This window comes from Nitratireductor sp. OM-1 (assembly GCF_003296175.1).
In the GTDB taxonomy this organism is placed as follows: Bacteria; Pseudomonadota; Alphaproteobacteria; order Rhizobiales; family Rhizobiaceae; genus Nitratireductor; species Nitratireductor aquimarinus.
This window is the reverse complement of record NZ_CP029208.1, coordinates 510,240-530,997: the sequence shown is the minus strand read 5'-3', so window position 1 is coordinate 530,997 and position 20,758 is coordinate 510,240. Positions and strand designations below refer to the sequence as shown.

23 protein-coding genes and 1 riboswitch are annotated in these 20,758 nt (G+C 63.1%); of the genes, 10 read left to right on the top strand and 13 right to left on the bottom strand.

Annotation, left to right across the window (positions count from 1 at the left end; translation table 11 throughout):
* Window positions 1-10 precede the first annotated feature (10 nt).
* Both DEJ54_RS02430 and rpmB read right to left on the bottom strand, forming a co-directional pair.
* Window positions 11-643: a queuosine precursor transporter gene (locus tag DEJ54_RS02430; protein WP_113153160.1), complete on the bottom strand. Its 633-nt coding sequence runs from the start codon at window positions 641-643 to the stop codon at window positions 11-13.
* A 146-nt stretch (window positions 644-789) separates the two neighbouring features.
* Entirely contained in the window at window positions 790-1,089 is a 300-nt protein-coding gene (gene rpmB / locus DEJ54_RS02425; protein WP_113153159.1) for a 50S ribosomal protein L28, read from the bottom strand.
* A gap of 257 nt (window positions 1,090-1,346) precedes the next feature.
* On the opposite strand from rpmB, the gene DEJ54_RS02420 reads away from it, so the two are divergent.
* Complete coding sequence (locus tag DEJ54_RS02420) at window positions 1,347-2,111, top strand: DUF3108 domain-containing protein (protein WP_113153158.1); 765 nt, start codon at window positions 1,347-1,349, stop codon at window positions 2,109-2,111.
* Between the two features lie 27 nt (window positions 2,112-2,138).
* Complete coding sequence (locus tag DEJ54_RS02415; RefSeq protein ID WP_113153157.1) at window positions 2,139-3,029, top strand: DMT family transporter; 891 nt, start codon at window positions 2,139-2,141, stop codon at window positions 3,027-3,029.
* Window positions 3,030-3,064: 35 nt separating this feature from the next.
* Here DEJ54_RS02415 and gloB read toward each other — a convergent pair whose 3' ends face one another.
* On the bottom strand, window positions 3,065-3,832 hold the full coding sequence (gene gloB / locus DEJ54_RS02410; protein ID WP_113153156.1) for a hydroxyacylglutathione hydrolase: 768 nt from the start codon (window positions 3,830-3,832) through the stop codon (window positions 3,065-3,067).
* A 104-nt stretch (window positions 3,833-3,936) separates the two neighbouring features.
* On the opposite strand from gloB, the gene DEJ54_RS02405 reads away from it, so the two are divergent.
* Both DEJ54_RS02405 and DEJ54_RS02400 read left to right on the top strand, forming a co-directional pair.
* On the top strand, window positions 3,937-4,710 hold the full coding sequence (locus DEJ54_RS02405; RefSeq protein WP_113153155.1) for a class I SAM-dependent methyltransferase: 774 nt from the start codon (window positions 3,937-3,939) through the stop codon (window positions 4,708-4,710).
* Between the two features lie 5 nt (window positions 4,711-4,715).
* Complete coding sequence (locus DEJ54_RS02400; RefSeq protein ID WP_113153154.1) at window positions 4,716-5,783, top strand: nitronate monooxygenase family protein; 1,068 nt, start codon at window positions 4,716-4,718, stop codon at window positions 5,781-5,783.
* Between the two features lie 5 nt (window positions 5,784-5,788).
* Here DEJ54_RS02400 and metA read toward each other — a convergent pair whose 3' ends face one another.
* On the bottom strand, window positions 5,789-6,724 hold the full coding sequence (gene metA, locus DEJ54_RS02395; protein WP_113153153.1) for a homoserine O-succinyltransferase: 936 nt from the start codon (window positions 6,722-6,724) through the stop codon (window positions 5,789-5,791).
* 76 nt (window positions 6,725-6,800) lie between these two features.
* Window positions 6,801-6,878: riboswitch (SAM riboswitch) on the bottom strand.
* A gap of 117 nt (window positions 6,879-6,995) precedes the next feature.
* On the opposite strand from metA, the gene hisC reads away from it, so the two are divergent.
* Window positions 6,996-8,096, top strand: coding sequence for a histidinol-phosphate transaminase (gene hisC, locus DEJ54_RS02390; protein WP_113153152.1), 1,101 nt, complete (start codon window positions 6,996-6,998; stop codon window positions 8,094-8,096).
* Between the two features lie 3 nt (window positions 8,097-8,099).
* Complete coding sequence (locus DEJ54_RS02385) at window positions 8,100-9,035, top strand: prephenate/arogenate dehydrogenase family protein (protein ID WP_113153151.1); 936 nt, start codon at window positions 8,100-8,102, stop codon at window positions 9,033-9,035.
* Window positions 9,036-9,038: 3 nt separating this feature from the next.
* On the opposite strand, the gene DEJ54_RS02380 is transcribed toward DEJ54_RS02385, so the two are convergent.
* The gene (locus tag DEJ54_RS02380; protein ID WP_113153150.1) at window positions 9,039-10,034 is read right to left on the bottom strand and encodes a DUF2125 domain-containing protein; all 996 of its coding nucleotides are present in this window, start codon (window positions 10,032-10,034) and stop codon (window positions 9,039-9,041) included.
* Between the two features lie 75 nt (window positions 10,035-10,109).
* Here DEJ54_RS02380 and DEJ54_RS02375 point away from each other — a divergent pair, with 75 nt between their 5' ends.
* Window positions 10,110-10,646, top strand: coding sequence for a gamma-glutamylcyclotransferase (locus DEJ54_RS02375; protein WP_113153149.1), 537 nt, complete (start codon window positions 10,110-10,112; stop codon window positions 10,644-10,646).
* Between the two features lie 28 nt (window positions 10,647-10,674).
* Here DEJ54_RS02375 and DEJ54_RS02370 read toward each other — a convergent pair whose 3' ends face one another.
* From DEJ54_RS02370 to ftsE, 4 genes are all read right to left on the bottom strand, one after another.
* Window positions 10,675-11,466, bottom strand: a complete 792-nt coding sequence (locus DEJ54_RS02370; RefSeq protein ID WP_113156031.1) for a 1-acyl-sn-glycerol-3-phosphate acyltransferase — start codon at window positions 11,464-11,466, stop codon at window positions 10,675-10,677.
* 201 nt (window positions 11,467-11,667) lie between these two features.
* Window positions 11,668-12,384 (bottom strand): YdcF family protein, encoded by a 717-nt coding sequence (locus tag DEJ54_RS02365; RefSeq protein WP_113153148.1) that lies wholly within the window; start codon window positions 12,382-12,384, stop codon window positions 11,668-11,670.
* Between the two features lie 81 nt (window positions 12,385-12,465).
* On the bottom strand, window positions 12,466-13,455 hold the full coding sequence (locus DEJ54_RS02360) for an ABC transporter permease (protein WP_113153147.1): 990 nt from the start codon (window positions 13,453-13,455) through the stop codon (window positions 12,466-12,468).
* Window positions 13,448-14,107, bottom strand: a complete 660-nt coding sequence (gene ftsE, locus DEJ54_RS02355; RefSeq protein ID WP_113153146.1) for a cell division ATP-binding protein FtsE — start codon at window positions 14,105-14,107, stop codon at window positions 13,448-13,450. Before ftsE ends, DEJ54_RS02360 begins: the two co-directional genes overlap by 8 nt.
* A gap of 170 nt (window positions 14,108-14,277) precedes the next feature.
* On the opposite strand from ftsE, the gene DEJ54_RS02350 reads away from it, so the two are divergent.
* The 3 genes from DEJ54_RS02350 (at window position 14,278) to DEJ54_RS02340 (ending at window position 15,975) form a co-directional block, all read left to right on the top strand.
* Complete coding sequence (locus tag DEJ54_RS02350; RefSeq protein ID WP_113153145.1) at window positions 14,278-14,925, top strand: hypothetical protein; 648 nt, start codon at window positions 14,278-14,280, stop codon at window positions 14,923-14,925.
* 69 nt (window positions 14,926-14,994) lie between these two features.
* The gene (gene hpt, locus DEJ54_RS02345; protein ID WP_113153144.1) at window positions 14,995-15,537 is read left to right on the top strand and encodes a hypoxanthine phosphoribosyltransferase; all 543 of its coding nucleotides are present in this window, start codon (window positions 14,995-14,997) and stop codon (window positions 15,535-15,537) included.
* 72 nt (window positions 15,538-15,609) lie between these two features.
* Window positions 15,610-15,975, top strand: a complete 366-nt coding sequence (locus DEJ54_RS02340; RefSeq protein ID WP_113153143.1) for a response regulator — start codon at window positions 15,610-15,612, stop codon at window positions 15,973-15,975.
* A 63-nt stretch (window positions 15,976-16,038) separates the two neighbouring features.
* Here the strand turns inward: DEJ54_RS02340 and DEJ54_RS02335 are convergent, their stop codons facing one another.
* The 4 genes from DEJ54_RS02335 to DEJ54_RS02320 form a co-directional block, all read right to left on the bottom strand.
* Window positions 16,039-16,392 carry a cupin domain-containing protein gene (locus tag DEJ54_RS02335; RefSeq protein WP_113153142.1) on the bottom strand — a complete coding sequence of 118 codons (354 nt, stop codon included), beginning with the start codon at window positions 16,390-16,392 and terminating at the stop codon, window positions 16,039-16,041.
* Between the two features lie 91 nt (window positions 16,393-16,483).
* Entirely contained in the window at window positions 16,484-19,069 is a 2,586-nt protein-coding gene (locus DEJ54_RS02330; RefSeq protein WP_113153141.1) for a TIGR02302 family protein, read from the bottom strand.
* 124 nt (window positions 19,070-19,193) lie between these two features.
* A complete protein-coding gene (gene lysA / locus DEJ54_RS02325) occupies window positions 19,194-20,465 on the bottom strand; it encodes a diaminopimelate decarboxylase (RefSeq protein WP_113153140.1) in 1,272 nt (423 codons plus the stop codon).
* Window positions 20,466-20,551: 86 nt separating this feature from the next.
* A complete protein-coding gene (locus DEJ54_RS02320) occupies window positions 20,552-20,755 on the bottom strand; it encodes a lipoprotein (RefSeq protein WP_113153139.1) in 204 nt (67 codons plus the stop codon).
* Between the last annotated feature and the right edge of the window lie 3 nt (window positions 20,756-20,758).

Here is a 20,758-nt window from a genome sequence, read left to right as displayed (position 1 = left end):
GGCCGATGCTCTAACCCCGGTTATAGGCGGGTTTTGCGCGCAGGAATGTGAGCAGTGCGCCATAAGGCGCGAGCATGGCGAAGCCGATCAGCAGTTTTACCGCGAAATCGCCCAGCGCCAGCGAAAGCCACAGGGGCGCTTCAATGCCTGTGCCGAACAGCGAGACCGGGAAGGCCAGAGAAGCGTCTTCCAGGCCGAATGCCGTGTCGAGAAAGGCAAACCGTGCGGCAAAGGCCAGCGAGAAAAACAGCACCGTGTCGAGCATGGAGCCGATCAGCGTCGAGATGAGCGGTGCGCGCCACCATGCGCTGCCGCGAAGCCGGTCGAACACGGCGACGTCGAGAAGCTGTGCAAAGAGGAACGCTGCGCCCGAGGCAATGGCGATACGCGGGCTGGCGAGCCAGATCGAGAGAATAACTGCCAGCACGAAGCCTGAAAGCACCACCCGCCGGGCGGCGCCGGGGCCAAAGCGGCGATTCGTCAGATCGTTGATGAGAAACGCTACCGGATAGGTGAAAGCGCCCCAGGTGAGAAGCTCACCCAGGCCAAAATGGCGAAACGGAAACTGAACGAGAAAGTTCGAGGCGGTCACGATGATCGCCATGGAGGCCATGAAAGGCCAGATCGCATAAAGCCGATTCATTTTTTTATCCTGGGTGATGGAACCAGAAAGCTCGCCAGCGGTACAAATCCTGAAAAGGCTTGAAGCCTCAACCCGGAAATGCACGCCCCATGGCGAGCCGATCATCCTGTCAAACAGTGCCCCGGCTGTGCCGGGGCGCAGAAGCCTTAAGCAGCTGCAACCTGTTCGGACATCTTCTTCTCGACCTGCTTCTTCAGCAGACGTGCACGCTGGGAAAGCTCATTCGCTTTCGCCTTCACGAGGAACGCGTCGAGGCCACCACGGTGCTCCACCGTGCGCAGGGCGCTGGCGGAAACGCGCAGACGCACGTTCTGGCCAAGAGCCTCGGACTGCAGGGTCACGTGGCACAGGTTGGGCAGAAAGCGACGACGCGTCCTGTTGTTCGCGTGGCTAACATTGTTGCCGGTCATTACGGCTTTGCCGGTCAGTTCGCAGGCGCGGGACATTTTTCAAACCTTCATCGTCTTGGCCCGCCCATACCCCACTGCCGCACCTTAAATTGGCGGCGCGCGGTTGATCATTGGCGGCCTTATGGAAAAAGTTGCCGTTCCATAGAGATATTTGGCGAGCGGGTCAAGCACCCAGCGCCCCTGTTCGGACAATCTCCATGGCCCTTTTCCAAAGAAATGCCTTAATATTCCTCTTCACGCAAGGGGGAGGGACGCTGCCGGTTCGCCGGCCTGGCTGGAGGAGACCGCTCGTGATGCGGCCTGCTGGATATTGTCTTGTTGTTGCGATTGGCTTTTGCGCCGCTTCAGGAACCGCTCTGGCGGAGACCGAGACGCATCGCCTTCGCTATGATGCGTTTCTCTATGGCATCCCCATTGGAAAGGCCGATTTCACGAGCCGTCTGGATGAAAGCCGCTTCGAGGTTTCGGGGCGGTTCGCCAGCGCCGGCATTGCGCGCCTGTTCGACAAGACGGATGGCACGGTGATTTCGAAAGGCCGGCTCTCCGGTGATGCCGTGACGCCATCTTCCTATGAGCTTGCCTATCTGAGCGGCAAAAAGCGTGAGACGACCACGATCCGTTTTTCCAAGGGGCAGATCACGGAGACGGTGATAACGCCGAAGCCCAAGAAACGCGGCAAGGACTGGGTGGCCGTGTCGAAGAAGGATCTCGCCGGGGCGCTTGATCCGCTGTCGGCCCTGCTGTCGCCGGCGGCAAGTGCAGCCGACGTCTGCAACCGCCGCTTCAAGGTGTTCGATGGCGAAATGCGCGCAGACATCGTTTTCTCGCCGGCAGCCAGGGGAGAGTGGATCGGCACGGACCTGATCACCTGCAGGGCGAAGTTCATCCCGGTCTCGGGTTATCGCAAGGGCCGCTCGACCATCGCTTTCCTGCGCGACAAGGCTCGTCTATTGGTTGCTTTCAGACCGCTTGGGGCGCGTGGCCATCACACGCCTGTCGAAGCGCGGATTGGAACCAAGGTCGGCACGGTTCATATTCGGGGCCGTCCGGTTGATTGAGGGGCGCATCTGCGCCGGGAGGGAATTTTGGCGCGCGCCACGCTGATCGGATTTACCGCTGTTGCCATGTGGGCGCTTCTGGCGCTTTTCACAGCCGGGTCGGGCGCTGTCCCGCCATTTCTTCTGTCGGCGCTGGCCTTTTCGGTGGCCGCGCTGATCGGTCTCGTCATGCGGGTGGCCGTGCCGTCCTCTGCGCCTGCCGCGCCCATTCCGCCCGTGGTCTGGCTGATCGGCATTGCCGGCCTGTTCGGCTACCATTTTTTCTATTTCACCGCCCTGCGCAATGCGCCGGCGGTGGAGGCGAGCCTGATCGCTTATCTCTGGCCGTTGCTCATCGTGCTGGGCTCCGCGCTCATGCCGGGCGAGCGGCTCGGTTGGCATCACATTGCCGGCGCGCTTCTGGGGCTTGCGGGCACCGCGCTCATCATCACCAAGGGCGGCGGCTTCACCTTCGAGAGCCGCTATGCGCTGGGCTATGCGGCGGCGGGGGCCTGCGCGTTTTTCTGGTCCGGTTATTCGCTCCTGTCGCGCCGGTTTCAGGCCGTGCCGACGAGTGTCGTGACCTGGTTCTGTGCGGCGACGGCGATCCTTTCCGCACTCTGCCATGTGTTGCTCGAAGAAACCGTCTGGCCGGGCTCCACGAGCGAATGGCTGAACGTGCTCGGTCTCGGGCTGATGCCGGTGGGTGCTGCGTTCTACGCCTGGGATTACGGGGTCAAGCGCGGCAACATTCAGGTTCTGGGCGCGGCGAGCTATGCCGCGCCGCTTCTTTCGACGCTGATCCTGATTGGAGCCGGCGCGGCGGAACCCTCCACCAGCATCATCGCCGCCTGTCTGCTGATCACCTTCGGCGCGGTGCTCGCGGCAAAGAACATGATCCTGAGACCATCGCGGAAGAAGGCCGGTGAGCCGGCCTGATCCCGTGGCGTGAGGTCAGGACCAGCGGTGTGAGGTCAGGAAATGTCCTTGCGTTTCCTGATTTCGGCGAAGACTTCCTCTTCGCTCGCGTCTTCCATGCCGAGATTGCGGCGGATCACCGGATCATGCGCGCGCAGGAATGGATTGGTGGCCATCTCCGCGCCGATGGTGGTCGGCAGGGTGGGCCTGCCCTCGCTGCGCAGACGCGCAATCTCCTTTGCACGCTCCTTGAGCACCGGGTTGGTGGGGTCCACCGTCAGGGCGAAGCGCGCATTGGTTTCCGTATATTCGTGGCCGCAATAGACGGTTGTCTCAAGCGGCAGGGCGGCAAGCTTCTGGAGTGAGGCGAGCATGACCGGCGGCTTGCACTCGAACAGCCGCCCGCAGCCAAGCGCAAACAGCGTGTCGGCGGTGAACACGACGCCGGAATCGGCGAAGTAATAGCTTACGTGCCCCGCCGTGTGCCCTGGCGTTTCGATCACCCGAACCGCCTGCTTGCCGACGCGTACCGTGTCGCCTTCCTTCACCGTGCTGTCGATGCCGGGAATGCGCCCGGCTTCTGCCGCCGGGCCGATGATGGTCAGGCCGAAACGCTCCTTGAGCGCGAGATTGGCTTCCACATGGTCGGGGTGATGGTGGGTTGTCAGGATCATCGTCGGACGCCAGCCGGTGCGTTCCACGGCTGACAGGATGGCGCGCTCTTCCGGCGCATCGATCAGCGCCGTTTCGCCGGTTTCGCTGTCATGGGCCAGAATGCCGAAATTGTCGCTGCGACAGATGAATTGTTCGATTTCCAGGGCCATGAATCTCTCCGTTGTCGGCTGGACGATAGGGCGGGGGCGGCGGCTTGTCACGCCGGGTGCGACAATTCTTGCCGGTGTCGTGGAAGGGGGGTACCGTCCCTGCCATGATTTCGGACATTGTCGCGCTTCGCGCCTTCTATTCCTCCCTGCTCGGTCATCTGGCCGAGCGCTCCATCGCCATGGCGCTTTCCGCCATCTGGTCGAAAAGCACCAGCGAGCGGTTTGTCGGGCTTGGCTACACGCTGCCCTGGCTCGACCGTTTCGGCGCGGATGCGGAGCGCACCTTCGCCTTCATGCCGGCCATGCAGGGCGCGGTGCCGTGGCCCTCGGGCAAACCCTCCGCCACCGCTCTGGTGTTCGAGGAGGAACTGCCGCTGCCCGATGCCTCGGTTGATCGCGTGCTGATGGTGCATGCGCTGGAGCATGTGGAGAACCCGCAGCAGGCTCTTCTGGAAATCTGGCGTGTGCTGGCCCCGGGCGGACGGTTGATCATTGCCGTGCCGAATCGGCGTGGCATGTGGGCGCGTTTCGAGCACACGCCGTTCGGCACCGGGCGGCCCTATTCGCGCGCCCAGCTTGCCGAGGCGCTGCGCGAGGCGAATTTCACGGCCACGGCCTGGGGGGACGCGCTGCACTTCCCGCCATCGGAGCGGCGCTTCGTGCTGCGGCTGCATCAGCTACTGGAGCAGGCCGGGCGGCGTTTCTGGCCGATTTTCTCGGGCGTTCTGGTGGTCGAGGCGGAGAAGCGCCTTTATCAGGGATTGCCGGTGGCGGCGCGGGCATCGCGGCGCGTTTTCGTGCCGGTGCTTTCGCCGCAGGGCGCAACACGGGTTGGCGGCCTTCGTCGCACTGGGAGCCGAAACGGGGGAAAGGGATAACCATCATGGCAATGAGCACATCCGTTACGGAACTCTTCGGCATCGAACTGCCGATCCTTCTGGCGCCCATGGCGGGATCTGCCGGATCGGCACTTGCGATTGCCGTGAGCAGCGCCGGCGGTTTGGGCTCGCTGCCCTGCGCCATGCTGACGCCGGAGAAGATACGCGCCGAGATGGAGGCGATCCGAAAGGGGACGGACGGGCCGGTCAATCTGAACTTCTTCTGCCATGTGCCGCCTGAACCCGATCCCGCGCGCGAGGCGGCATGGCGCGAGCGCCTGCGGCCTTTTTATTCCGAATTCGGCATTGACCCCGATGCGGCCCCGCCCGGTGGCGGGCGCAATCCTTTCAACGAGGAAAGCTGCGTCATCGTCGAGGAGACGCGCCCGGAAGTGGTGAGCTTTCACTTCGGCCTGCCGGATGAGGCGCTGATGGCGCGCGTGCGCGAAGCGGGGGCGAAGATCATCGCTTCGGCGACCACCGTGGCCGAGGCGCGCTATCTGGAAGAAAACGGCTGCGACGCCATCATCGCGCAGGGCGCGGAAGCCGGCGGTCATCGCGGCGTCTTTCTGGAGCCGGAGATTGCGACGCAGCCCGGCACGCTGGCGCTGGTGCCGCAGGTGGTGGACGCGGTTTCCGTTCCGGTCATTGCAGCCGGTGGCATCTGCGACGGGCGCGCCGTGGCGGCCTGTTTCATGCTTGGCGCTTCCGCCGTTCAGGTGGGGACGGCCTATCTGCAATCGCCCGAGGCGCTGACCGGCGCGGGCCATCGCGATGCGCTGGCGCTGGCGCGGGACGACCGCACGGTCCTGACCAATGTTTTCACCGGCAGGCCAGCCCGCGGGCTTTTGAACCGCTTCGTCAGCGAAGTGGGACCGATGAGCGATGATGCGCCGGAGTTTCCGCTGGCGACGGCTGCCATTGGCCCGCTGCGCGCTGCGGCGGAAAAGGCCGGGGTGAGCGATTTTTCGCCCTTATGGGCAGGGCAGGCGGCGGCTTTGGCCGCGCCCATGCCGGCGGGCGAACGCACGGTGAAGCTCGCCCGCGACGCTGCCGCGCTTCTACGCGGCTAGCAATTTCATTTCGTAGCCTGATGCCCTGCGCCGATCTCCGCCAGATCGTAGGGCGTCGACTGGTAGACCTGGTTGATCCAGTTGCCGAACAGAAGATGCGCGTGCGAGCGCCAGCGGTTCAGGGGCGGGCGGCTCGGATCATCATCGGGGTAATAGCCGTGCGGCACGGCGACCTCGGTTCCCGAAGCCACGTCGCGATCATATTCCTCCTTCAGCGAAGTGGAATCATATTCGATGTGGTTGAACATGTAGAGCCGGTTGCCCGTCTCCTCCGTCAGCAGGCATGGCCCCGTGACATCCGATTCCATCAGCACCTGCAGGCCCGTTTCCGGCTTAATGTCGGCGGAGCGCACTTCGGTCCAGCGGGACACCGGAATGGCGAAATCGTCGGAGAAACCGGCGAGGAAGGGCGAGGCGGGTGCGTTGTTGCGATGGCGGAAGACGCCGAACGCCTTCTTCTCCAGCGTGTATTTGGGAATGCGGTGAAAGTGCCATGCGGCGGCCATTGCGCCCCAGCAGATGAAGAAGGAGGAGTGGACGTTGGTCAGCGTCCAGTCGAAAATCTTCTCCAGTTCCTTCCAGTAGGTGACGTCTTCGAACGACAGAAGCTCGATGGGCGCACCCGTGATGATGAAGCCGTCGAACTTGCGGTCACGCACCTCTTCCCAGGTCTGGTAGAAGGAGATGAGGTGGTCTTCCGACGTGTTCTTGGCGCGGTGGTTGCCGATGCGCACAAGCGTCAGCTCCACCTGAAGCGGCGAAGCGCCGATGAGGCGGGCGAACTGCGTTTCGGTGCGGATCTTGTTCGGCATGAGGTTGAGCAGTCCGATCTGCAGCGGGCGGACGTCCTGCCGCAGCGCTGTTTCCTCGTCCATCACGGACACACCTTCACGCACGAGCACGTCGCGGGCGGGAAGCTGGTCGGGGATCTTGATCGGCATTGTTTTGCTCCAAACAAAAAGGACCGGGCTCCAAACAAAAAGACCGGCAGCGAAATCGCGGCCGGTCTCAGCAATATTCTTGCATCGCACGGCCTTTTAGCGAGTTGTTTTACGTGGCTGCAAGCCGACCGGCCAAATCACCACGAATGGAGATCATTATTTAAGGTGGCGTTTTCTTTGCGTCAATCGCCGTCATGGTCTAAAGCATCTGACGGATTTTCGCCTGAGACAGGCGTTCCCATCAACCGTTTCCCTAGAGCAGGACCATTCAATGAGCACGTCCGACCGTCCCGAACCGAAGCCCGGTGTCATGGATATCGCCGCTTATGTACCCGGTCGCGAAAGCGCGCCCGGCGCCATGAAGGTGTGGAAGCTCTCCTCCAACGAGTCCCCGCTTGGCCCTTCGCCAGCGGCCGTTGAGGCGATCTCCAAAACCATGGGACATCTGGAGCTCTATCCGGACGGTTCGGCGACGGCGCTGCGCGAGGCGATTGCCGAGACATATGGCCTGAACCCGGCCAACATTCTCTGCTCCAATGGTTCTGACGAACTGCTCGGCCTGCTGGCCCAGACCTACATCAAGCCCGGCGATGAAGGCATCTTCACCGAGCATGGCTTCCTCGTTTACCGCATCCAGATCCTGGCCGCCGGCGGCAAGCCGGTGGTGGTGAAGGAAGACAATGAGCGCACCGACGTGGATGCGATCCTTGCGGCGGTGACGCCGAAGACGCGCATCGTTTTCCTGGCCAACCCGAACAATCCGACCGGCACCTACATTCCGGTTGAAGAGGTGCGCCGCCTGCAGGCCGGCCTGCCGAAGGATGTGCTTCTGGTGCTGGACGCCGCCTATGCGGAATATGTGCGCCGCAACGACTATGAAGCCGGTATCGAGCTGGTGTCGTCGAGCGAGAATGTCGTCATGACGCGCACCTTCTCGAAGATCCACGGCATGGCGGCGCTGCGCATCGGCTGGATGTATGCGCCGGCTCACGTGGTGGACGCGGTGAACCGCGTGCGCGGCCCCTTCAACGTCAACGCGCTGGCCATTGAGGCCGGTGCTGCGGCGATCCGCGACAAGGCGCATCTGCAGCGCGCGCTTGAGCACAACGAGACCTGGAGCGCCTGGCTGGTTGAAGAGCTTGGCAAGCTTGGTCTGCGTGTGACGCCCAGTGTCTGCAACTTCCTGCTGATCCACTTCCCGGAGAATGGCGGCAAGACGGCTGCGGAGGCCGATGCCTTCCTTGGTTCGCGCGGCTATGTGCTGCGGCGTGTGGTGCCTTATGGTTTCCCCAACGCCCTGCGCCTGACCGTCGGCCCGGAAGAGGCCAACCGCGGCGTCGTCGCCGCTCTCAAGGAATTCATGGAAGGCTGAATCGTGCCTGACCCTCTTTTTAACAAGGTCGCGCTGATCGGCATCGGCCTGATTGGCTCGTCGCTTGCACGCGCCATCAGGCATGCCGGTCTGGCGTCGACCGTCGCCATCTCGACGCGCAGTGAACAGACGCTGGAAAAGGCCCGCGAGCTGGAACTGGGCGATGTCTACGAGCAGGACGCCGCCGAGGCGGTGCGCGATGCCGATCTGGTGATCATTTCGGTGCCCGTTGGCGCTTCGGGTGCGGTGGCGCAGGCGATTGCGCCGGCGCTGAAACCGGGCGCGATCGTGACCGACGTTGGCTCCACCAAGGCATCTGTTGTCGCGCAGATGCAGCCGCATCTGCCGGACACTGTGCATTTCATTCCCGGCCATCCCATCGCGGGTACAGAGGATTCCGGTCCTGCCGCCGGTTTTGCCGATCTGTTTGAGGGGCGCTGGTGCATTCTGACGCCGCTGCCGGACACGGATGCGGATGCGCTGGCGCGTCTGTCAGCCTTCTGGGAAGGCTGTGGCGCGATGGTCGACAGCATGGACCCGGAACACCACGACATGGTGCTGGCCATCGTTTCACACCTGCCGCACATCATCGCTTACAACATTGTCGGTACGGCGGACGATCTGGAAGCGGTGACGAAATCCGAGGTCATCAAATACTCGGCCTCAGGTTTCCGCGATTTCACGCGTCTGGCAGCGTCAGACCCGACCATGTGGCGTGATGTGTGCCTGCACAACAGTGATGCCATTCTGGAGATGCTGGCGCGGTTTTCCGAAGACCTTTCCGCACTTCAGCGGGCGATCCGCTGGGGCGATGGCGACAAGCTGTTCGAGATGTTCACGCGCACCCGCGCCATCCGCCGCTCCATCATTGAGGCGGGCCAGGACATCGACGTTCCGGACTTCGGACGTCACGCGCTGGCCCATCCCGAAAAGCCGTAAGGCTTATCTGACGGGCGGCACGCGCCCGAGCGGAATGAAACCGACAAAGACACGGCCCTGGCGGATATTGACCGGCAGGGTCGGCGCCTTGCCGAGATTGGCAAGCCCCGACGTGATGCCTGCGATCTGATCGCGCTGTGCGGGGAAAAGATCGCCGGCAAGACGCGCAATGGTCTGCGGCTCGTTGACCGTGACGCGCAGCTCGGCGTCAATCAGGCCGTTCTCCGCAATCCGTATCGGCCCCTGAAGGCTGAGCCCGGCCTCGGTGCCGGCCACGCTGAGGCGCAGGTTCTGCACATTGCCGGAGCGTCCACGCAGCCCGTTTCGTGCATTGGCCAACAGCGCCACGCCATCATCCAGCGACAAAAGCACTTCACCATCAAGCGCCGGAATGGTCGCGCCGCTGGTGAGAGCCGGGTCGAGCGAGAGCTTCTGCGCGATGAAGGCGAAATCCACATTCGCGCCGTTCTGGCGCGTGTGGGTCTGAATGCTGTCTGCGCGCGCGATGGGCTGACGTGTGTCGTCGTCCAGCGTCAGGACCACATTGGTGGCCTCGCTCGAAACGCGCTCCGGCAGGCGGGTGGTGAGACGCGCGCTGAGGCGCATATTGTCCCAATTCGCTTCAACCGGCGGGAAATGGGGGGCGGTAATTTTCGCGGGCGAATCCAGTTCACCCACGGTGCGCATGGGCTGATAGACCTGCGCTGCGGAACGGAACGCGCCGGCATTCACGGAGACGCCGGTCTCGGCGTTTTCGAAGGAAACGCTGCGGCAGAACAGGCCGATGCGGAAGGGATAACCCCGGGCCGTCGGTTCCTCGCAATTGACGTTCTGCTGGCCGAGATTGATGTCCTCGATGGCCGTGATGGTGCGGCGCTCCAGCGTGTCGGCAGCATAGAACCAGCCGCCGGTGTAAACGAGAATGGCCAGCACAATGAACAGCGCGAACAGCAGGAAGCGGCGGCTGGTATTGCGTTTGGTGCGTTTTCTTGACGGCATGAAGTCCTCCGGTTAACCCGTTCGCCACCAGTGATGACGACACAGCAACACCCTTTCAAGCATTGGGCAGGCGATATGGACGATTTTTGGGTCTTTGGCTACGGATCGCTGATGTGGCGGCCGGGTTTCGCCCACACCGAGACCCGCAAGGCCAGACTGCACGGCTATCGCCGGGCGCTGTGCATCCATTCGCATGTGCATCGCGGCACGCCGGACCGGCCGGGGCTGGTGCTCGGGCTGGACCGTGGCGGTTCATGCCTTGGGCTCGCTTTTCGCGTGCCGGGAGAATTGCAGCGCGAAGTGGTGGACTATCTGCGCGAGCGCGAGCTGGTCACCAATGTCTATCTGGAGCGCCGGGTGGGCGTTCGGCTTGACGATGGCTTGGCGGTTGAGGCTTTGACCTATGTGGTCGACCGCGCCCACGGGCAATATGCCGGCAGCATGGACATCGACCACGCGGCGCAGCAGGTGAGCGCGTCCGTCGGGCAATCCGGGCCCAATGTCGACTATGTGCGCAACACGGTCGAGCACCTGCAGGCGCTGGGCATTCGCGATCACTGGCTTGAAGCGGTGGCTGCCCGCATCGGCAATGCGGGCAAGGGCGCTATCTAGGGGCCTGACCCTGGGGGCAGGTCTGGCTTCAGGAGGCGGCGGTGACGCCCAGCTCCTGAAGGCGTTTGCGGGCTGTCTCCGGCAGCGGCGGCGGATTGGCCGATGTGGCGGCTTCCACCAGCATTTCATCGCAGGCCGCTTCCGTTTCGCCGACAAGGCGCCTCTGGAACTCCTCGCGCGACAGGCCGGGTTCGATGGGCGGCAGGAAGCGCGCGCGAATGACGCCCGGATGGCGCAGGAACTTGCGCCGGGGCCAGAACAGGCCGGCCGCATGCGCAACCGGCACCACCGGGACGCCAAGCTGTGCGTAGAGCTCGACAATGCCGTATTTATAGGCCGGTTCCGCGCCCGGCGGACGGCGCGTGCCTTCGGGATAGATGATGAGCTGGCGATTTTCCTTCATCAGCTCATGGGCCTGTTTTACCGCCTGCTTGAGGGCCTTGGTGCGGCTGCCGCGATTGATCGGGATCATGCGCATCTTGGCCACGTACCAGCCGAAGAAGGGGATCCACATCAGTTCGCGCTTCAGGATGTAGAGCGCATCGGGGATGTGCGGCAGAAAGGCAATCGTGTCCCAGAAAGACTGATGCTTGGGCGCGATGATGCAGGGACCGTCCGGGAGGTTCTCCAGCCCCGAAATCTCCGAGCGCCCGCCGGTCATTGCCTGTTGCAGCCACAGGCTTGAGGAAGCCCAGAACTTCGGCACGAACCACGCCTTCTTGCGTCGCAGCAGGAAGAAGATGGGCGTCCAGAACAGCATCTGCACGATGAGGTTCAGGTAGAAGACGGCATTGAAGGCGGCTGATCGGATGAGGAGCATGAATATGGCCCGTTTGAGCAATTCCAGGAAAAGTGGGAACCGGTTTTCCGTCCGGAATTGCACGAAAACAATGAATTAGAGCGTTTTCACGATTCAGCGAAAAGCGGAAACGCTCTAGGTTCTTGTGAGGCTCTTACAGCAACCGGGGAGCGAGGCAAAGCGCCTGTGGCCAGAGTGTGGTGCGGGGAATGCGGCCGGATTTCAATTTCCCTGCAGATCGGCCTTTGCGGTTTCTGCCGTCTTTTTCAGGAATGTCATGCGGGGAAGGGGGACGACCTCGCGCACCAGTGCACCGACATATTTCGTGTATTCCGTGGCGAGCACGCGCAGCGCGTTCGGCTTTGCCAGCCATGCGCCATTGTCGAGCGGCGTGTTGACCACAGGATAGGGATGCACCTGCGCATCGGGCAAAAGGCGGCGCATTTCCAGAAGGCTGCGCGGCATGTGGTAGTTGTTGGTCACCAGGATGATGCTGTCATAGGCGTTGGCCTGCACCCATTTGGCGCTTTCCTCGGCATTGCCGATCGTGTCGAGCGCGGCATGGTCGATGTCGACGCAGCATTCGAAGAGTTCTGTCTCGCTGCCGGTGGCGATCCGCAGATCGTCTGCCCGGGCGATCGGGTTGACGCCGCTGATGAGAAGGCGTTTTCCCTTGCCGTTTTTCAGGAGTTCGACAGCGGCGTCGATGCGCGACTGGCCGCCGGTGAGGACGACGATGCCGTCTGCATCGTCAATGTCGCGGGGGACGGAGAGATGGCCGATATGGTCGGCAAATAAACCGAAGCCTGCGATGAAAACGAACACACCGATGGTGCACACCAGCAAAAGCACCCTGAACACGCGACGCGCGCCGGATCGCCGGCTGCGGCGTGGTACGTGACCCTGGCCTTTCAGGCCATGCTGGGGCTCCTGTGTCATGCGGTGATCGTTAACTGCAAATTGCGGCGATGGATAGTCGACACGCATCCGGTGAACAGGTCAATTGGGACATCATCGCGGCTACATCGTGTCGGGATGGGCGGTGTCGACGTTCTTCAGATAGGAGAGCACCGTCACATGGGTGGTTGCCGCCGTCAGGACGGCAATCACGATCACGATTGCGCCGACGCCGATATAGCCGGATGGACCGATGGCGAAGTTGCCGAACAGGGCCGTGGCCTGATCTGCCTCGGGCGTGGCCATGTTGCGCGATGACCACCAGTAGAAGCCGATGAAAACGAGGATGGCGGCAAGGCCGCCGGCGGCAGCCCCCTTCATGCCGGCAAACAGGAAGTGCCGGCGAAACTGCGAGGCGATGAAGGGTGCTTCCGCTCCCACGAAATGCAGCACCTCGATGATGTGTCCATTGCCGGCCATCGCGCCACGCGTGGCGAAGATGACGGTGAGCGCCGTGGCCGAGAGCATCAGCGCCAGCGCCGACATGCCGATGGTGACGGTGGTGCGCGCCATGGCGACGAGCCGGTCGACCCAGGTGCGGTGATCGTCCAGTGTGGCATTGGCGACGTTTTGCGCAAGTTCGGCGCGCATGGCCGCGAAATCGGGCCGCGCTGTCGGGTCGATGGTGACGATCACGAGCCGGGGGACGGGCAGGCTCTCAATGTCGAGACCGGTTCCGAGCCACGGTTCGAGCAGGCGTGCGGTGGCCTCGGCGTCGACGATGTTTGCGTTGAGAACGCCATTGTAGCCGGCGGCGATGTCGCGGGCCTGGGCGAGGGCGGCGTCCATGTCCAGCCCCTCATCGGGTTTGATCTGGATGGTCGCTTCGCGGGAGATCTGCGTCTGCCAGGTGGAGGCGGTGTCGCGCACCAGCGTCACCGCGCCCAGGGTGAGGCACGAAAGAAAGGTCATGATCGCGATGACAAGCACCATGGCGCGGCCGGCAATGTTGTCCGACGGCACGATGGGTGTCTGCTTGCGCGACACCGCGCCGCGCGCGCCCGAACTCAGGCGTGCGCCGACATTCTTCAGGAGGCGGGTCGTCTCAGTCATAGATTTCCAGCCTTCCGCCCGAAAGCACCATGCGGCGCGCATCCACCTGATCCATCAGGCCGAGGTCGTGGGTGGCGATGACGACGGCGGTGCCGAGCCGGTTGAGCTCCAAAAGCAGCCGCAGCAGGCGGCGGGCGAGTTGCGGGTCCACATTGCCGGTCGGTTCGTCGGCAAGCAGGATGCGGGGTTGCTCGATGAGGGCGCGGGCGATGGCGGCGCGCTGCTTTTCACCGCCGGACAGGATGGGCGGCAGCACATGCATGCGCTCACCTAAACCCACCCATTTCAGCAGTTCGATCACATCGCTGCGATAGGTGGATTCATCCCGCCCGCGAACGCGCAGCGGCAATGCCACATTCTCATAGGTGGTGAGATGATCCAGCAGGCGGAAATCCTGAAAGACCACGCCGATATTGCGGCGCAGGAGCGGCAGCTCCGTGCGGGTGATCTTGGAGCGGTCCTTGCCGAAAATCGTGATCAGGCCGCGCGTCGGCTTCAGCGACATGAAAAGCAGGCGCAGGAGCGTTGTCTTGCCGGCGCCGGAAGGGCCGCTCAGAAACTGGAAGGATCGCTCCGGCAAATGAAACGAGACATCGCGGAGGATCTCCGGACCCATCCCGTATCTATGGCCGACATTTTCAAATCGAATCACGAGGAACCTGCGTTCGTTGGGTGGCGGGTGTTGCCGGGACGCATTCTGTCAGACCATCAATGCGCATGGTTAATAGCAAGTTAACTCCTGCTTGATATGCGGGAGGTCGAAGCATTAACCATTTCCATTTAGCCCGGAAAGGCGGATCACGAAAGGATAGTCTGCCGGCTATGAGGCACTCCGACAGCGCACGCCCTCTTTCGGGCGAAATCATGATGCCCGACCGCTCGCGCGGATCGCATCGTCAAAGCGATGCCGGGCGCGATGCCGGGCGCGATGTGGTCGATGTGGGCTTCGAAACGCTTGCGCCCGGCGAGAACACCGAAGCGCGCAAGCCGCGCGCGGCGCTGCCGTCGGGTGAAACCGTCTCGGGCCTCGAGATGCTGAAACCGGGCGCAGCACACCGGCGCGTGAAGCGCGGGCCGGCAGGCCCGCTGTTCTGGGCGGTGGGCGCGCTGTTCATCGCCGGCGCGTTCTGGGTGTCTGGCGGGCACAGCCTGGTGCAGGCGATGGATTTCGGTCAGCGGGAGACGCCGTCGCAGGCCCTGCGTCTGGTGGAGGTGACATCCCGCGTCGAGCGGCAGGGATCGCAGGCGCTTCTCATCGTTGATGGCGCAGCCTTTAACGGCGGCAGCAAGATTGTCGCCATTCCATCAATCTCCATCAACGTTACCTCCGAAAACGGCTCGACAACGCGTTATTTTTTGGGGACAAACGAACAACACCTCGGACCGGGCGCGCGCTTTCCCTTCTCCAGTCGGCTGGTCGCGCCTAGTGAAGGTGTAAAGTCCGTTTCTGTGACGTTTCGTTCGTCGTAGATCATCTGCTGAATACCCGGTTCCGGACCAGATCGTTTCGGGGCCGCCCTTACAGGAGTTCGCCGCCCCATGCCTGTTGTACGCGGCAAGGAAATCGAGGTTTTGTTCTCGGCCTCGACCATCGCAAGGCGCAATCTGGAACTCGCCAAGGACATCGCTTCGCGCGAGTATGACGACCTTCTGGTGATCTCCGTTCTCAAGGGATCGTTTATTTTCGCAGCCGATCTGATCCGCGCGATGCACGATGTGGGCATCTCGCCGGAAGTGGAGTTCATCATGATCTCCAGCTACGGGGCGGGCACGGAGAGCGGCAAGATCAAGGTGTTGCGCGACATCGACAACGATGTGAAAGGGCGCGACATCCTTCTGGTCGATGACATTCTGGAATCCGGCAAGACACTGAAGCACACGAGCGAACTGATGATGTCGCGCGGCGCAAAATCGGTGTCCGTTGCGGTGCTGCTCGACAAGCATTCGCGGCGGCAGACGGAAATCGACGCCGATTTTGTCGGTTTTGAATGCCCCGACTATTTTGTCGTGGGCTATGGAATGGACGTGGCGCACGCGTTTCGCGAGTTGCCTTTCGTCGGCATCGTCAAGGGCGATGCCTGAACGGAGTGATTTTTAGAAAAGTGGGGGCTGGCGTATTTACCGAAGGGTAATCGGATCGGGTGAAAACAGGTCATGGCTAAGCTTCTTATTGTCGAAGACGACGACTCCGTACGTAATTTTACCGCCCGCGCGCTGAGCGCTGCCGGTCACACCGTGGAAACCGCGGGTGACGGGCTGGAAGGGCTTGAGCGAATCAATGAAACGGCCGGCGATTACGATCTGGTCCTGTCGGACATTCGTATGCCGGCCATGGACGGCATCGAGATGGCGCGGGCCGTGGCAAACGCCTTTCCGGGCCTGCGTCTTCTCCTGATGACCGGCTATGCGGATCAGCGCGAACGCGCCGTGGAGCTTGAAGGCACCGTCAAGGGCGTCGTGAACAAGCCCTTCACGCTGAGCGAACTGCGCCAGCGGGTTGGCGAGGTTCTCGCCGCCTGACCGGCGCTTCTGCAATGGTTCAGATTGCCCGCCATGCCTCCGGATGGGGGCGGGGGCGGGCGATCAGATGACCGTGCGTTTCGCAGCCGTGGCTGCGTCGCCGGTGTTCGGTGTGCCCATTGGCTCGATCAAGAGGAGATGCGCTTCCTTGCGGGCCACCGGGCAATGCTCGACATCTTTCGGCACCACGAACATCTCACCCGGTTTCAGCGTGACGGTGCGGTCGCGCAGCTGAATGTCGATTTCCCCCTTTAGCACGAGAAAGAAATCGTCGGTGTCGGGGTGAGAATGCCATTTGAATTCGCCCTCGACCTTTACGACCATCACGTCATGGCCGTTGAAGGTGGCCACGGTTCGCGGTGACCATTTCTCGTCAAAGGCAGACAGTTTTTCCGCCAGATTTATCGCATCACTCATCGCACCCCTCCGCTTCATGAAATGAAAATACGCAAAATGCCGAAACGTGACGGGTCCGGGTTGTTCTGTGGGCGAAGGCCCCGGCAGCCAGTTACTGCATGTTGAGGAGCCGTTCGAGATATTCCTTTTCGAGGGCAGGGCTCAGCGCATCGCCGAGGCGCTTGCGGATGGCGTCCAGAATGCGGCGCGCGCGCTGAGTGTCGATCTCGTCGGGAACGTCGACCGAATCGCCGAAATCCGGCCCCGTGGTCGCCTGCGGACGCCCAAGCGGATCGCGGCCATTATTGCCCTGCCGATAGCCCTGTTCGCCGCCGCCCTGCTCACCCTGCATGGCCTGCTGCATCTGGTTCATCATGTCCTGCGCGCCGCGCCGCAGGGCTTCGAGCGCACGGCCCTGTTCGCCCACGGCCTGCTCGCCTTCGCCCTCGCCAAGCGCGCCTTCGGCTTCGCCCATGGCCTCGCCGGCTTCGCCGAAACCTTCGCCGGGCTTGATGCCCAGCCCCTCAAGGCCCTCCATCAGGCTCTCCAGATCCTGCCGCAGCATGCCCTGACCCTGTTGCAGGCCGCGCATGGCGTCAGCGAATTCTTCCGGTGTCATGCCCTGACCCTGTCCGGGTTGCTGACCCTGACCGGGCTGATTCTGCCCTTCCTGCCCCTGTTGACCGCGCTCGCCCTGCTGGCCTTCCTGACCGGACTGCCCGCGCTGCCCGCGTTCCATCTGGTCCATGCGGAAGGTCTCGTTCATCAGCTCCTGCTGCTTGCGCATCAGATTGCCGAGCTCGTCCATCTGCTGGCGCATTTCCGACTGCTGGCCACCCTGCTGCCCCTGCTGGGAGCGGCCGGCCTGCAGGTTGTTCATCATGTTCTCAAGCTGGGAGAGAAGTTCCTGCGCCTGATCGCGCGCGCCGGATTTGGCCAGTTCCTCGATCTGGTCGAGCATGCGCTCCAGATCGCTCTGGTTGAGCATCTGGCTGTTCTCCGGCATCTGCTGGGCCAGATCGGGGTTCTGCTGCGCGCGCTCGGCGAGTTCGCGCATGAACTCCTGCATGGCGCTGCGCAATTCGTCCATCAGCTGGGCGATTTCCTCGTCGCTCGCGCCGTCTTCAAGCGCCTGCCTCAGGGCTTCCTGGGCCTGCCGCAGACGCTTCTCGGCAGCGGTGAGGTCGCCATCCTCGATGATGAGTGCGATCTCCCAGAGATAATCGACCACGCTGCGCAATTGGTCGTCCGACTGCGCCGTTGCAAGCCGCGAGCGGGCCGCCGAAACACCGAGGAAATGGGCGAGATCGCTCAGCGTTCTCTCCGGCCATGTCATGACCGCGTCCATCAGGTCGAGAACGCGCTGCTTGCCATTGGCGTCAAGCGCCAGAATGCGGCGCTGCTCCACCAGCGCCTTGGCCAGCGGATTGGTGAAAATGCGCTCCGGCAGGGTCACGATTTTCGCTTCGCTCAGCGCTTCCTGCCCTGCGTCATCGACCGCGCGCAGCGTGATCGCCACCGAACTGCCGGCCCACGGGTGCTCGGTGAGGTCGCGTGAGGTCTTCGCGGCGATGCTCTTGCCATCGCGTCGCGGCAGGGTGAGCGCCAGGTCGGGCGCTTCGTAGAGTGGCCGTGCATCGGTCGCCTGCCAGGCCTGCCTGAACAGCGCCTGGGCTTCGGCTGCGCCGTAATCGTCCTCGATTTCGTAGACGAGTTCCAGCGCTCCATTGACGGCGCGTCCGGGGTCTTCGGCAAAGCGGATTGCGGGGGGATTGTCCGGCGTCACCGAAAAGAGCCAGCTTTCGATCTCCTGACCGTCGCGCTTCAGGATGAGCTTGCCATCGCCGGCAAGTGTGCTGGCGAAACGGCGAGCGGTGGCGGCAGAGGATAGCGTTTCGCTCTGCGACGCGCCTTCCGGCTCGATCAGGGTTTCCGCGTCATCGACGCCAAGGAAGGAAAGCGTTTCCGTGCCCGATCCGCCGGTGACCCGCAGCGCGAGCATGCTGCCCTGCGGCACGGTGAAGTGGTCGGTTTCGCGATTGGCCTCTGCGGTCAGATAGAGCGGTGCGCGGCGGGTGTAGTTGGGCGGCGTCACCCAGGCGTCGATGCGCGGGGGAACCACTTCCGCCCCGCCATTGGCCCGAAAACCGTCCAGAATGCTGCCGCCATAGGGGCCGGTGGAGAAGGCTGCCGCAATGACCAGAAGCAAGGCAGCGGCGGCACGCAGGCCCCAGGGGTCTTTTTCCGGCACGCCGGTTTCCGGCAGGTCGCCGCGCAGATTGTTCAGCCTTCCGGCCATGCGCTTCTGGTGTTCGCGCCATAAGGCGTCGGCAAATTCGTTCTGGCTGCCGGCGAGCCGGTCCGACTGTGTTGCGACGGGTTCATGCTCAAGCTGATTGACGCGCTCGATGCGCCGGTCGATTTCAGCCGGTTGCGGGCGGCGGAAACCGCGCAGGCGCCAGAGTGCGGCGAGGCCTGCAAGGCCGAGCAGACCGAGAACGGCGGTCCGCACCATGTCGGGCATGAGCCTGAAGAGGCCAAGCCAGGAAATGCTCAGGAACAGGCTGATAAGGACAATGAGCGGCAGGACAAGCGGCCAGAGGCGTTCCACCACCATGACGGAACGGATGGCAAACCGGGTGCGCGCGAGGCGCGCGAACCGGCTCCTGTGCGTTTGCCCTGTCGGTGTTTCAGCCATAGGCGCTCTCTGCACATTGCCGCAGCGCGCGTGAATCGCACGCCCTGTCACTATGAAGGATAGCAGTAAACGCGGCGAAGGCGAGGCGGCGCGCGAAATTGTGATCCGCGCGCTGCAGGTGGTTTTACTCGGCGAGCCAGTCCGGCATCGAATCGAGCGCGATCAGCTCTTCAACGCTCAGCCGGGGCCGAATCACGTGGAACCGGTCGCCATTCACCAGAACTTCCGGCACAAGCGGGCGCGAATTGTAGGTGCAGGCCTGCACCGCGCCATAGGCGCCGGCAGAGCCGACGGCGATCAGGTCACCGGCTTTGAGCGCAGGCAGCTCGCGGTCGAGCGCCAGATAGTCGCCCGTCTCGCAGACCGGACCGACAACATCGGCGACGAGCCTGCCGGCATTCTCGTCCGGTTCGGCGACCGGGCGAATGGCGTGGAACGCCTCGTAAAGCGTGGGGCGGATGAGATCGTTCATCGCTGCGTCCACGATGACGAAGTTCTTCGCTTCGCCTTCCTTCACATAAACCACTTCCGACACGAGGATGCCGGCATTGGCGGCGATCAGGCGGCCGGGTTCGAGCATGACCTTCAGGCCGAGCTTTTTCATGTGCTTGCGCACGACTTCGGCATAGGCGTCGGGCAGGGGCGGCTGGTCACCATCCTCCGCGTAGGGAACGCCAAGCCCGCCGCCGAGATCCACATGCTCGATGGCGTGGCCGTCGGCGCGCAGGGTTTCTGTCAGCTCCGTCAGCAATGCGAAAGCATCGTCAAAGGGCTGCAGTTCGGTGATCTGGCTGCCGATATGCATGTCGATGCCGGACACTTTCAGGCCCGGAAGCTCGGCGGCGCGCGCATAGGCGGCGCGGGCGTCCTTCCAGCTGATGCCGAACTTGTTCTCCGCCTTGCCGGTGGAGATCTTCTTGTGCGTTTTCGCGTCGACATCGGGATTGATGCGCAGCGATACATTGGCTGTCAGCCCCAGCGCGGTGGCGCGGGCGGAGAGCTGTTCAAGCTCGGGCATCGATTCGACGTTGAAGCAGAGAATGCCGGCCTGGAGCGCGAAGTCCATTTCGCGTGCGGTCTTGCCGACACCGGAAAACAGGATCTTGTTCGCAGGCACGCCGGCGGCCAGCGCACGGCGCAGCTCGCCTTCCGAGACCACATCCATGCCGGCGCCGAGGCGGGCGAGCGTGGTCAGAACGGCCTGGTTGGAGTTTGCCTTCATGGCGTAGCAGACGAGCGCGTCCAGCCCCTCGAAAGCTTCCGAGAAGACACGGTAATGGCGCGTCAGCGTTGCCGTGGAATAGCAGTAGAACGGGGTGCCGACGGCTTCCGCAATGGCGGGCACCGGCACGTCTTCGGCGTGCAGCACGCCGTCACGATATTCAAAATGATTCACGGCGCAGGCTTTCGGCTGAGCGTTTGATTGTCTGGCTCGCGCCGTCATGCGGCGCAAGCCTTTTCGGTCCGATTCGGTCCGATGCTCTAGAGCAGACCGTCGAGGATGAACGGACGATCTTCGACCGGTTTTTCCGGCGCCGGCGGGACGGGCTGGTCGTTGCGTTCAGCTTCCTTGCGCGCATCCACTGCCGCCTCATAGGGCGAATCAAGTGGTGCCTTGCGCCCGCAGGCGGCAAGGCCGAGCGCGAGGCCGAGCATGACAAGGGTGAGCGTGCGGCGGGCCGTCATGAG